Raw genomic sequence first — 13173 nt, forward strand, 5'->3', positions numbered from 1 at the left:
ATTCCTATTACCTTAATCATAATGATTAAAAAACAAACATACACATTAGAGGAAGCTAAAAGAAAGCTAGAACACTATTGTGTATATCAAGAACGCTGTCATAAAGAGGTTAGGCAAAAGCTTCAAGACATGCATATGATTCCTGAAGCTATGGACATAATTATTGTCCATTTAATAGAGCACAACTTCTTAAATGAAGAACGTTTTGCCAAAGCATTTGTTAGGGGTAAGTTCAATATTAAAAAATGGGGTAGGCGTCGTTTGACTTTAGAACTAAAGAGAAAGGACGTTGCCAAAGCTAATATAAATGCCGCAATAAATGAAATAAATGAAGAAAATTACTGTAAAACGTTAAATGAGTTAGCTGAAAAGCGATTTTTAGCCCTAAATGAGAAGAACAAGTTCAAAAAAAAGAAGAAATTAATAGATTATCTTTTGTATCGTGGGTGGGAATCGCACTTAGTTTATGAAAAAGCAAATGAACTTATAAAGTAGCGTCTTTTTTATGTGTTCTTATTATTGCTTGTTCGTTCTTCCAATCAATCCATCTCTGACCTTTAATTCTACGCATTAAATTATCATAATTTCTCATAATAAAAACATTATAGACTGCTTTCGTAAAATTGACTGGGTTTCTTGCAATTGCGCGAAGACTCATTGAAAAACCAGGCGTTATGTAACGCATATAATGCCAATAACCTTCTGGCATGTATAAAACCTCACCATGATTAAGCTCAGTTTTATACCCTTTAGCCTTTTTTAGCATTGGCCATTTTTCGAAATCTGGATTATTAAAATCTATGTCTTCTCTTGTAATTAATGAATGTGGGATTTTATATAAAAATTTATTTTGCCTTTGATTAAAAAGAATACATTGTTTTTTGCCTTCAAAATGAAAATGAAAAATATTGGCTAAATCAATATCATAATGCATAAATGTATGCGAATCAACACCTCCAAAAAAAAGCATTGGAATCCCTTTCATTAGGCGTAAACCAAAATCGGGAAACGTAAAATCTTTTTGTAACGCTGGAATCTCCTTTAAAGCATTCCATAAAAAAATTCGATATTTCGTAGGTTCTCGTTTTAATAAATCGACATAATCACGCAGCTTCATTTTAGCATGTGGCTCATTAAACTCATCTTTATAATCTACAGGTCTATCATCGTAAAGCGGTACCGTAATATCTCCACCAACCGCTTTCATATAATCTAAATTCCATTTACTATATGCTGGCCAATCTTCAATAAAATGCTCGATAACTACAGGCTTCTGTGGTTTAAAATAGTGCTTTAAAAAATCCGTTCTAGTAATAGTCTTTACACGCGGAATGTCTTGTAAGTTTAGTGGCAAAGCTTAATTAGTTTGGTCTTCAAAGTTAAGAAAACGATATTAAAACCAAAATAGTATTTTAGTTAGTACGCCGAAGATGCTTCTTAAAACAAGCACCTTAAATTCCCTATATTCTTTCATACATTATCATATTAGTATTTATATAATTTTTAGATTTTCCGTATGTACAAGTTAAATATTAAGTAATTTAGTGAATTCGCTAAACCAATCGAAAAATGATAGTAAACGATACAAGCTTTCTTACTTTTTTTACTCCAAAAAATCCAAATAGTTTAGGAGCCATTTATTTTGACACAGGAATTTCGGCGGGGTTTCCGTTACCAGCAGAAGATTTTAAAGAGCAACGCCTGTCGTTAGACAAAGAGCTTATAAAAAATAAAGAAGCTACATTCTTTGCCCGTGTTAATGGGCAATCAATGATTGGAGCAGGATTAGATGATAATGATTTACTAGTAATAGATAGAAGTCTTGAACCTGTTAACAATAAAATTGCTGTATGTTTTTTAGATGGAGAATTTACGGTTAAACGATTGAAAGTAGACAAAAACGAGGTTTGGCTGCAACCCGAAAACCCTAATTATCCAATCATAAAAATAACGGATGATAATGATTTTATTATATGGGGTATTGTTACCAATGTAATTAAAAAGGTATAACTTATTTTATATGGATAGTATCACTTACAAAAGAGTTACTAATCAAGAAGAGTTATATCAAATCTTAGAACTTCAGCAAGTAAACATTGCAAATTCAATTTCGGAAGAAGAAAAATTAAACGAAGGATTCGTGACTGTAAATCATAGTTTCAAAATTCTAAATACTATGAATAATGCCTGTCCCCATATTATCGCAAAACAAAATAACAATGTTGTGGGTTATGCTTTGTCAATGGTATCCAAATTCAAAGACACTATCGAAGTTTTAGTGCCCATGTTTGAAGAAATAGACAAGAGCATTAATAACGATTATAGTTACATAGTAATGGGGCAAATTTGCATAGACAAATCCTTTAGAAAGCAAGGGCTCTTTAGAGGATTATATAATTATATGAGCCAAGAACTTAATTCAAACTATGATGTTTTGGTAACAAAGGTTGACACAAAAAACACAAGGTCTTTAAATGCTCATAAAGCTGTTGGGTTTCAAGTTTTAAAAAGCTACAAATCAAACAATCACCATTGGGAGCTTCTTATTTGGAATTGGAAATAAATCTATAAAAAAAAGCCATTGAGAGAAAAACTCACAATGACTTTTAATTAATATTAAAACTTCACTAATTAAACAATACCTTGTGCAAGCATTGCATCAGCAACTTTTACAAATCCAGCAATATTAGCCCCTTTTACATAATCAATATATCCATCATCATCCTTTCCATACTCGATGCAAGAATCGTGAATATTAGACATAATCTCGTTTAATTTATTGTCTACCTCTTCTCTTGACCATTTAAATCTTAATGAATTTTGAGTCATTTCTAATCCAGAAGTTGCCACACCGCCAGCATTCGAAGCTTTTCCAGGAGCAAACAATATTTTAGCCTCATGAAAAACAGTTATTGCTTCTTTAGTAGATGGCATATTAGCACCTTCGCTAACGCAAATGCAACCATTATTTACAAGTGTGGTTGCATCTGCTTCATGCAACTCATTTTGGGTAGCGCATGGCAAGGCGATATCACACCTCACTTCCCAAGGTGTTTTTCCTTCTATATAAGTAGCGTTTGGATAAGCTTTTACATATTCACTAATCCTTCCTCGTTTCACATTTTTTAACTCCATTACAAATGCTAACTTTTCAGCATCTATCCCTTCATTATCATAAATATATCCTGAAGAATCTGAAAGTGTCAATACTTTCCCTCCTAACTGATTTACTTTTTCCGCTGCATATTGTGCAACATTACCAGATCCAGAAATCACAACATTCTTTCCGCTAAAACTATCCTTTTTAGTTTTTAACATATTCTGAGCAAAATATACATTTCCATAACCTGTGGCCTCAGGTCGAATTAACGATCCTCCCCAAGTCATTCCTTTTCCAGTTAAAACACCAGTAAATTCATTTCGCAGTTTTTTATACATTCCAAAGAGAAACCCAATCTCTCTAGCACCTACTCCTATATCGCCAGCTGGAACATCTGTATTTGCCCCAATATGCCTAAATAATTCACCCATAAAAGCATGGCAGAATCGCATAATTTCGTTATCGCTTTTTCCTTTTGGATCAAAATCACTTCCTCCTTTTCCTCCACCCATTGGCAATGTTGTAAGACTATTTTTAAACACTTGCTCAAAAGCTAAGAATTTGAGAATACTCATATTAACTGTTGGATGAAAACGAAGACCTCCTTTATAAGGTCCAATAGCAGAATTCATTTGTATTCTATAACCTCGGTTTACCTGTATTTCACCAGAATCATCTACCCAACATACTCTAAAAGAAATAGCCCTTTCAGGCTCAACCATTCTTAATAATACATTTTTGCCATAATAAATATCGTGCTGAACGATATAAGGGATTACAGTTTCTGCAACTTCTTCAACGGCTTGAAGGAATTCAGGTTCACCAGAATTTCGCTGTTTCACCAGTTCTAAAAACTCTTCAATTATTTTTTCCATGCGATGGTTTTGTAATTAATATTTACTGAATTAATAATTTTAGAGCACAAATATACATTATCTGTAAAAAATATATCTTTTTTTTTTGAATTTCGTAACTTATTTTCATCAACCTCTATATGAGGTGACCACAATATTTGATTGTTAATTGAGTTTTTATATATTTGTTCGTATAACGCCCCAAAAAAGTTGCACCTAATTATGCTTAACTTAAAACATTTAGCTTTAATCTCTTGTTTGTTTGCTATATGTCAAACTGCCTATTCTCAATTAGGCTTTTCGCATGAAATAGGTGTTATTGCTGGCCCCGTAGAATTTAGATCTGACTTTGGAAGTCGTTTTGACGAAGCCACTAACTTAGGTAATTCTGGTATTGGTATTGGTATTGTGCACTATATTAACTTTGCTTATCGAGCAGATTGTAACTGTTATTCAACCGATACTTATTTTAATGACCATTTTAAATTAAGAAATGAGATTTCTTGGAATTACACCAATCTTGATCATCATGGAGAATGGGTTAGACCAATTTACACTTCGGCTAATGCTGATAAACTAAGAGCTCATAGTGGCGTGGCTGAAAATTTTGACATTGGGACACAAATAGAATACTTCCCAAGAAGCATCCGTTCTTTTCAGGCATTTAGTTATTTATTAGCTCCTTATGTTAGTCTGGGGATTCATTATACATCGTCTTCTCCCCAAGCAAGCACTAAATATGGTGATGGTAATGTTTTTGACGGAAGAAATATATATTCTTATTGGTACCAAGATCCAACATTTTTACCTCCCGTACCAGCAGGAGAAACGCGTCAATATCCAGTTGACACAAGCCCAAGATCAGATTGGTCTATGGTAACTAGTGTTGGTGTTCGTTATAAAATTGGTGTGCTTTCAGATTTATTATTAGACTTAAGATGGCAGCTTTACTTTAATGACTGGGTAGACGGTTTTAACCATAAATTAAGTTATAACAAATTTAATGATTGGTTAATATGGCTAAATGTAGGTTATATCTATTATTTAGATTAACCTAAAGCCTGTTTTAAATCGGCAATTAAATCGTCAATATCTTCAATTCCTACGCTTAATCGTATTAAAGAATCTACAACTCCTGTTTTTTCGCGTTCTTCTTTTGGTATACTCGCATGTGTCATACTAGCTGGATGACCAGATAAAGATTCAACACCGCCTAAAGATTCAGCCAAAGTAAAAACTTTTAAGTTTTCTACTGTTCTAATAGCTTCTTCATAATTATTTCCTTTTGTGGTAAAAGATATCATCCCTCCAAAATCTTTCATTTGCGCTTTTGCAATATTATGATTTGGGTGATCTTCAAACCCAGGCCAATAAACCTTCTCAATTTTAGGATGGTTTGCTAAATATTCGGCAACAGCTTTTCCATTCTCACAATGGCGTTGCATTCTAACATGCAAGGTTTTTATGCCTCGAAGCACTAAAAAACTATCCTGTGGCCCACAAATGGCGCCACTAGCATTTTGTATAAAATATAATTTATCTGCTAAATCTTTGTCTTTAACAATTAATGCTCCCATAACTACATCACTATGTCCTCCAAGATATTTAGTTGCGGAATGCATAACTATATCTGCTCCAAGATCTATTGGTTGTTGTAAATATGGTGTTGCAAACGTATTATCGACTGCTAATATTGTATTATGTTTTTTAGATATATCGCTTATAGCTTTAATATCTATAATGTTCATCATTGGGTTTGTTGGTGTTTCAACCCAAATAAGTTTTGTGTTCTCATTAATATAAGCTTCTATACTTGAAGCATTATGCATCCCTATAAAATGAAACTTAATACCAAAATCTTGAAAAATTTTAGTAAATAACCTGAAAGAACCTCCGTACAAATCATTTGTAGAAACAACTTCATCTCCAGGTTTTAAAAGTTTTATAATCGCATCAATAGCTGCTAATCCAGATCCAAATGCGAGTCCATAATTCCCATTTTCAATACTAGCTAAGGCATTTTCTAAAGCCCTTCTTGTTGGGTTATGGGTTCTAGAATATTCAAACCCTTTATGTCCTCCAGGAGTTGTTTGAGCATAAGTAGATGTTTGATAAATCGGTGGCATAACAGCTCCATAAGCTGGATCGTGTTCTTGACCTCCGTGTATAGCTTTTGTATTGAATTTCATATTCTTCGGTTTTTTAAGAATTCTACTATTAATTAAAACAATATTTAGAATCTTTGCACAAATGTAAGTTTTAATTCGTTCTATTCAAATGCAATAATTACCTTTAGTATATGGTTAACATATTACGTATGCCTTATAAGAAACACTTAACGATTATCTGTTCTTTTTTAATCTTCTTAAGCTGCAAAGAAGAATTAAAAATATCATTTTCAGAAATTAGCCCAACCATTGAAAACAATTCTTTAGTTGAAATAAACATTCCTGAAGCTATAGGAAATGAGGCTATCACAACCGCAATAAATGCAGTAATTCAAAAGACAGTGATAGCATTATTGCATATTGGAAACATTGATAACCTGAGGTCAAAATCTATTGAAGAAAGTATCTCTCTTTTTAATGAAGAATATAATTTATTTAAAAATGATTTTCCTGAAACAGAACAGCCTTGGGAAGCCCAGATTGATGGCGATATTATGTTTCAATCTTCAGAAATTATAAGTATTGCTATAACTTCTTATAAAGATACTGGTGCAGCCCATGGCGGTTTAAATATTTCATTTTTAAATTTTGAAACCGAAACCGGTAAACTCATTCAAAATGATAAGCTTATTTCAAATATAGAAGCCTTTAAAACTATTGCTCAAACACATTATAAACAAGCATTGAAAGAAAAAGACATAGTCACTAATGCCGAAGCTTTCGACCTGCCAAAAAATATTGCTTATAGTGAAGAAGGTGTTATTTTACTTTACAATCTATTTCAAATCGAACCTTATTCAACCAAAATAATTGAATTTACAATTCCCTTTGAAGAAGTTGAGTCTTACCTAGTTTTTAATAGCCTTTAAAAGCGCTAAAACATAACCGTAATGCAACCCTTCATGAATAGCAACAAATTGCAACGCTTCCGCTACATTAGTCAAAGTGTTTCCGGTTGTAGAAACTGTGTAAGTGTTGTAGGTTTTAAAAACACTGTTATTGTAATCTGTTTTGGTTTTTTCTATCGTAGAAAATAACAAACCCTTTATCTTATCTACTTCACTTTGATTTAAAGGACTTTCTGGTTTAGAATCTTTTCTATATTTATTTATCATCTCATCTGAAAGCGATGATGGTAATCCAGACAGCTTATAAACCAATAACTGCTCTGATACCACAATATGACCAATGTTCCAAATAATGTTATTATTGAATCCTCTGGGTATTTTATTCAAAACTTCTAATGTGTTCTTTTCTATTATTTTTTCGAAAATTGATCTAGTATTATTTAAAGTTTGAAATGTAAAATCCATATTATTTAATTTTTTGCTAAATATAGTTTTAATTTGTTTTTAGAAACCGTCTATATCATGAAAAAAGTATATTATTTAAAAACCTGTAGCACCTGTGTTAGAATTTTAAAAGATTTGAATTTGCCTCCAGAATTCATATTACAAGACATAAAAACAGAAGATATAACGGTTAAGCAACTTGAGCAAATGAAAGACCTTGCTGGTAGTTATGAAGCCTTGTTTAGTAAACGGGCTAAACTTTACAAGGAAATGGATTTGAAAAATCAAAATTTAAGCGAAAAAGATATTAAGCAGTATATCTTAGAGCATTATACCTTTTTAAGTCGTCCAGTGATAATTATAGGTAATCAAATTTTTGTTGGAAATTCGAAGAAAGTTGTTCAAGCTGCAAAAGACTTTATTGACTCTAAATAACTAGAATTAAGATTTAATTCCTTTGTCGCATTTTTGAGTACTTGTTTGAAGCCGTATTAGGTGGTAAAACAAGCTTTTCTTCCGAGCTTTTAGCAGTAGACTCAGTTTCTTTTATAGTACCACAAGACAAAAATAAAAGTACAATTCCTAAAATTAGTATTCTATATATGACTTATAATTTAATCCGAAAATAAAAATAATAAAATTTAACAATAATTTCAAAAAACAAAAAAGTCCAACATTTCTGTTGAACTTTTCTATTTGCTCCTTCTCTTGGCTTATTTCGGCTTTGCTCAGCATAAACTTCTCACCCAATCTAATCCACAAAAAAACTCGATACTTTCATATCAGGTTTTTGTTGCTCCCCCTAATATTATTTTGTCGAACCATTTTAATGATGAACTGTTGAAGTTTGCTAAATTTTATGAAAGCAAGGTCAACAGTCTTGTACCCTTGCGAAAAGGCTCGAATTATCGAACCTAAATAAGTTTGTTACAGATTTTTTGAAGGTAATTAAATATGATTCACATTGAATCAAGTACTAATTGAAACTTTCAGTTTTGATTAGCTTTCCTTCTCTATCATATTCTTTCCATGCTCCAGTTTTTTTACCATCCTTATATTTGATTTCTCGAGATACCTGACCATTATCAAACCAATTTTTCCATACACCATCCCTTTTGCCATTGATGTATTTATGTTCATAACTCGGTCTACCTTTCTCATGCCACCCTTTCCAAATACCATCTTCTTTATTGCCAATGTAAGTATGAGCATATAATAATTGCCCATTCTCAAGTACCCTTATATCAACATAATCCCATCTACCATCCTTAAACGAAATTTGATAAAATAATTGCCCATCCTCATCCCACCATTTCATAACTCCTTGGGGCTTACCCTCCTTGTATGTTCCCTCGCTTCGTAATTCCCCATTCTCATACCAGCTTTTAAAAACTCCATCTCGCATATAATTTTTGTAGCCACTTTCATATGATAATTGTCCATTCTCATGCCAACCTTTCCCTGCTCCATTTAATTCACCATCTTTGTAGTTGCTTACATAAAATAATTGCCCGTTCTTGTAACTCCTACTTATTTTACCTGTAAACCAAGTTTTTTCAATTTTTGAATAATCAATGGCATCAACTTTCTTTTCAATACCGCTGTCGGTCTGTAAAATTGTATAACCATCATCAATCCTCTCTTCATTGACCTTGTAAACATCTATGCTTTCAATATAGCCATCATGATTCCAACTTATCCAAGTGCCATACTTTTCATCATCTTTGTATCCTTCTTCTGATTTCAATTGTCCATTCTCATACCACCTTTTCCAAATTCCATCTTTTTTTCCATCTTTTACTGTTCTTTCCTCTTCTAATTGCCCATTCTTATACCAGCTTTTCATTACACCATTTGGTAAACCATCCTTCAATTTTATGTCCCATATTAATTTTAATTGCCCATTGTCATGCCAATCTTTCGGAACTCCACCTTGTATCCCATCTTTGTATGTGCTTTCTGATTTTAATTGTCCATTCTCATGCCATATTTTATAAACGCCATTCCACTTACCGTTTTTGTATACAACTTCTCTTTTTAATTGTCCATTCTCATACGATTCATTTGCAACACCTGTAAATGGTTTTCCTTTATATAAATACAAAAATGAATTTAATGAATCCCTAATTTGTTCTATCTCCTCATAAGGAACGCTTTTTGTCTGTCCGTTACATTGATAATTGCCTAGTATCAGGAAAGCGGTAAACAATAACACATTCAACTTGAGATATGTAATCCTTTTAGTTTGTAATTTCATAATCGTGGTGCCTGTTTGTTTAGTCATTTTAATGTGTCTTTTCTGAAATAATCTCACCGTCTTCGTAGGTAAGTTTTCCATCCCGATTCCATTCTTTATGGCTTACTAATTCCCCATATTTGTATGTTTCTTCTCTAGCTAACTTCCCATTTTCATGCCACCATTTCGAAACACCATCTGGCATTTCATCTGCCAATTCCATTTCACCGTTTATTGTTTCTTCTGACCATAATTGCCCATTTTCATACCAGGTTTTAATAATCCCAAACCTTACTCCATCCTTATGTGGTTCTTCTTTTTTTAATTGTCCATTCTCATACCACTCTTTCCAAACGCCATCATCATTACCATCATTGTATATGCTTTCACTTTTTACTTGACCATTCTCATACCACTCTTTCCAAACGCCATCATCATTACCATCCTTGTATATGCTTTCACTTTTTACTTGACCATTCTCATACCACTCTTTCCAAACGCCTTCTTTATCAGGGTAACTAAAAGTTCCTACGTATATTCCTTCCTCTTCTACCTGCCCATTGTCATACCATCTTCTCCAAATTCCATACCTTTCTCCGTCCTTGCATGCTTGTTCTTCTTTTAATTGTCCATTCTCATACCACTCTTTCCAAACACCATCCAGTATGCCATCTATATATGTTTTTTCCGATTCCAATTGCCCATTATAATACCACTCTTTCCAAACTCCATCCTTTTCTCTGTACTTATATGTTCCTTTTTGTTTTAAAAGTCCATCATAATACCACTCTTGCATAATACCATCTGCTACACCATCCTTATAAGTAAACTCCATTTTTATTTGTCCGTTCTCATAATAATTTTCCCATACTCCAGATTGAGAACCGTCCTTGTACGTACCTTCCGTTGCTATTTGTCCGTCCTCATGCCACTCTTTAAAAACTCCATCCATCTTACCATTCATATAGTTGTGTTCACGAAATAATTGTCCATTATAATACCATGTTTTAAACACACCATCCCCTTTACCAATTATGTATGTTTCTTCTGACCATAATTGACCGTTTTCATGCCACCTTTTCCAGATACCATCACTATTACCATCCTTAAATATTTGTTCCTCTTTTAATTGTCCATTCTCATACCATGTTTTCCAAACTCCATGCTCTATCCCAACTTTGTATGTTTTTTCAGATTCTAATTGCCCGTTATCATACCATACCCTATGTATACCTTCCGCTTTACCGTTCTCAAACGTTTCTTTTCTTTTTAATTGTCCATTATCAAAAAATTTATTGGCAACACCTGTAAAAGGTTTTTCATGATATAAATACATAGGATTATCTAATAAATCGGTAATCCTTTCTAATTCGTCATAAGAAATACTTTTTGTTTGTGCATAATTTTGATAATTACCTATTATAAGTAAAGCTGTAAATAATAACACATTCAACTTGAGATGTGTTATCCTTTTGGTATGTAACTTCATGAAGTGCTTATTGTTTAGATGCACAATATAGATAAATAAAATTGGGCATAAAAAAACCACCTAATTTCTTAAGTGGTTTACTCTTTTGCTCCTTCTCTTGGGCTCGAACCAAGGAGGCAATCTATCTGAAACCCAATAACTTAATTCCTTTCTATTCCTTGGGAATTCTAAAACCAATATTAATCCCTTAAAAATTGTTATTAATTCGAAATAAAATATCCATTTAATCTTTCATTAGTTCTATCATTTTTGGTAATTGCGCTTCTTTATCAACCAATTTGCCATCATGATAAAATAAAATCAACTCCAAAGGCAAGCTCTTCCAAGCTAATTTTGCTACGTTATCCGGACTAATATTATGCCTCCCAAGTGTTTTCTCAGTAGGCCAATCAATACTAGGAAAAGAGACATATGCAAGTTCTGAACACACAATTTTATCGGTAGTATTTACATCAAAATTGAAATCATACTTTTTTCCTAATTGCCTAAAAGCCATTAGAAGTGCTTCCTTAGTTAAATCTTCATTCTTTTCATCTTTAAAAACGGGTCTTAAAATAGCAAAATCATCAATATTCATAAACTCATCTAAAGTACTTAACTTCACTCCAGAGCGAAGTGCTTCTATAATTTGATGCTCTTCCTTCGATGTTGCATCTAAGTCATTACTAACCTCGGTTGCGTATTTTTTAACGTATGGGTTATTCCATAAATCCAATTCTATAAGTTCTGCCTTAGTTCCTGTCCAAATGGCTACATGCCCAAAATGACCCGGGATAAACTTGTCTGTTAGCCTAAAAGGTGTTTTTTCTAATAAAATGTCTAAGGGCTTTAACTCTCTTATAATTTTTTCCTTGGCTATTGTATCTCTATAAAGCTTTCCTTTTCTTGACTCAAATAAACCCATTGTATTTCCGAATAAACCACTTAGCATATCAAAACCATTTTCGGAAGATTCTGAAATCATTTCACTCGTAATTCTTTCAAAAGCAACAAATTTCTTAGAGGCTACTTCTTTAACTCTAATTTTTTTCACATAGTTATATGATGGGCTTGACTCTATTAATAATTTTAAATAAGAATAATCAGAATCTTCATCAAAATCATCTAAAGTCTCCTGTGCTTCTTCATAAAAGGTAATAGCACGTCTTACTCTGTGACGTGTTTCTATAGAATTAGCGTTTAATGTCACTTCATCCAACTTATTTTCCATAAGCCCAAAACCCATATCGGGATCGTTAACAAGCCTTCTAAGTCTAGTGTCTTGCTCGAATAACACAATCCCTATGAAATAATTATCATATAAGGTTAGTGCAGCTCCCAATGAAAGCATTAATCCTTTTAACCTTAATTTTTTGTCAATATTAAAATCATCAAGAGTAGCATCTTGAACATCAACAGCACATTCATAAGAATTAGCTAGGGCCAGTAAATCTTCTCTAATTTCGAGATAGCTTTCCGAACCTTGTTTTAAAATCAATAAATCTCTACTACTTATTGGAGCGTCTTTATCCATATTTAATTGACTCACGACTTCAAGCATTTCAGCTCTTGCTGCCAGACTATATTCTACCATTAGTTGAAGTTTATCATAATCTTCTTGAAAAATTGAATCTGGTTGAATCCCATTTTCTAACTTAATCAGCAAGCTATTAAAGCATTCTAGCTCTCTAACTTTATTGTTAGATACAATTTTAGAATAGGTGTAAGCAGAAGCTCCTATTATAATTATAAGAAGTATAATAGATACTTTTTTGATTGTGTTTTTATTCATATAAATAGATTAGTTGATACACATTTAAAAGAGGTCTTTAAAGACACTAAATTTATGACTTCACCAAGGTACAAACTTGTATCTAAAGTTTAAAAAATTTATTCTATCTCTTTAACTATGGATCCAAAAACAAAAAAAAAGACCTTACATTTCTGTAAAGTCTTTTCAATTTTGCTCCCTCTAATATTGTTTTGCCGAACCATTTTAATAAAGAATTGATGATGCCAGAAATATTGGTAGAATTTTATGTGGGTAGGAAGATT

General features: G+C 32.5%; 13 protein-coding genes. 6 read left to right on the forward strand and 7 right to left on the reverse strand.

Annotation, left to right across the window (positions count from 1 at the left end; translation table 11 throughout):
* Window positions 1-21: 21 nt before the first annotated feature.
* Window positions 22-495, forward strand: a complete 474-nt coding sequence (locus AC2D6V_RS02945) for a regulatory protein RecX (RefSeq protein ID WP_484646553.1) — start codon at window positions 22-24, stop codon at window positions 493-495.
* On the opposite strand, the gene AC2D6V_RS02950 is transcribed toward AC2D6V_RS02945, so the two are convergent.
* Window positions 485-1354: a cupin-like domain-containing protein gene (locus AC2D6V_RS02950; RefSeq protein ID WP_484646554.1), complete on the reverse strand. Its 870-nt coding sequence runs from the start codon at window positions 1352-1354 to the stop codon at window positions 485-487. The genes AC2D6V_RS02945 and AC2D6V_RS02950 overlap by 11 nt on opposite strands.
* 215 nt (window positions 1355-1569) lie before the next feature.
* On the opposite strand from AC2D6V_RS02950, the gene AC2D6V_RS02955 reads away from it, so the two are divergent.
* The gene (locus tag AC2D6V_RS02955; protein WP_484646555.1) at window positions 1570-2010 is read left to right on the forward strand and encodes a LexA family protein; all 441 of its coding nucleotides are present in this window, start codon (window positions 1570-1572) and stop codon (window positions 2008-2010) included.
* A gap of 10 nt (window positions 2011-2020) precedes the next feature.
* Window positions 2021-2563: a GNAT family N-acetyltransferase gene (locus AC2D6V_RS02960; protein WP_484646556.1), complete on the forward strand. Its 543-nt coding sequence runs from the start codon at window positions 2021-2023 to the stop codon at window positions 2561-2563.
* Window positions 2564-2631: 68 nt separating this feature from the next.
* Here the strand turns inward: AC2D6V_RS02960 and gdhA are convergent, their stop codons facing one another.
* Window positions 2632-3975, reverse strand: a complete 1344-nt coding sequence (gene gdhA, locus AC2D6V_RS02965) for an NADP-specific glutamate dehydrogenase (protein ID WP_484646557.1) — start codon at window positions 3973-3975, stop codon at window positions 2632-2634.
* A 201-nt stretch (window positions 3976-4176) separates the two neighbouring features.
* Here gdhA and AC2D6V_RS02970 point away from each other — a divergent pair, with 201 nt between their 5' ends.
* Complete coding sequence (locus AC2D6V_RS02970) at window positions 4177-5007, forward strand: THC0290_0291 family protein (protein WP_484646558.1); 831 nt, start codon at window positions 4177-4179, stop codon at window positions 5005-5007.
* Here the strand turns inward: AC2D6V_RS02970 and AC2D6V_RS02975 are convergent.
* On the reverse strand, window positions 5004-6164 hold the full coding sequence (locus AC2D6V_RS02975) for a cystathionine gamma-synthase (RefSeq protein WP_484647509.1): 1161 nt from the start codon (window positions 6162-6164) through the stop codon (window positions 5004-5006). The genes AC2D6V_RS02970 and AC2D6V_RS02975 overlap by 4 nt on opposite strands.
* An 89-nt stretch (window positions 6165-6253) precedes the next feature.
* Between AC2D6V_RS02975 and AC2D6V_RS02980 the strand changes: the two genes are divergently transcribed.
* On the forward strand, window positions 6254-6991 hold the full coding sequence (locus AC2D6V_RS02980; RefSeq protein ID WP_484646559.1) for a DUF3298 and DUF4163 domain-containing protein: 738 nt from the start codon (window positions 6254-6256) through the stop codon (window positions 6989-6991).
* On the opposite strand, the gene AC2D6V_RS02985 is transcribed toward AC2D6V_RS02980, so the two are convergent.
* A complete protein-coding gene (locus tag AC2D6V_RS02985) occupies window positions 6971-7435 on the reverse strand; it encodes a DinB family protein (RefSeq protein WP_484646560.1) in 465 nt (154 codons plus the stop codon). The genes AC2D6V_RS02980 and AC2D6V_RS02985 overlap by 21 nt on opposite strands.
* A 57-nt stretch (window positions 7436-7492) precedes the next feature.
* Between AC2D6V_RS02985 and AC2D6V_RS02990 the strand changes: the two genes are divergently transcribed.
* Window positions 7493-7849 (forward strand): arsenate reductase family protein, encoded by a 357-nt coding sequence (locus tag AC2D6V_RS02990; RefSeq protein ID WP_484646561.1) that lies wholly within the window; start codon window positions 7493-7495, stop codon window positions 7847-7849.
* 541 nt (window positions 7850-8390) lie between these two features.
* On the opposite strand, the gene AC2D6V_RS02995 is transcribed toward AC2D6V_RS02990, so the two are convergent.
* The 3 genes from AC2D6V_RS02995 to AC2D6V_RS03005 form a co-directional block, all read right to left on the reverse strand.
* Entirely contained in the window at window positions 8391-9698 is a 1308-nt protein-coding gene (locus AC2D6V_RS02995; RefSeq protein ID WP_484646562.1) for a toxin-antitoxin system YwqK family antitoxin, read from the reverse strand.
* A gap of 1 nt (window position 9699) precedes the next feature.
* A complete protein-coding gene (locus AC2D6V_RS03000) occupies window positions 9700-11139 on the reverse strand; it encodes a toxin-antitoxin system YwqK family antitoxin (protein WP_484646563.1) in 1440 nt (479 codons plus the stop codon).
* Window positions 11140-11362: 223 nt separating this feature from the next.
* A complete protein-coding gene (locus AC2D6V_RS03005; protein ID WP_484646564.1) occupies window positions 11363-12910 on the reverse strand; it encodes a YiiX/YebB-like N1pC/P60 family cysteine hydrolase in 1548 nt (515 codons plus the stop codon).
* Window positions 12911-13173: the final 263 nt, after the last annotated feature.

It is taken from the genome of Algibacter sp. YIN40 (assembly GCF_057219435.1).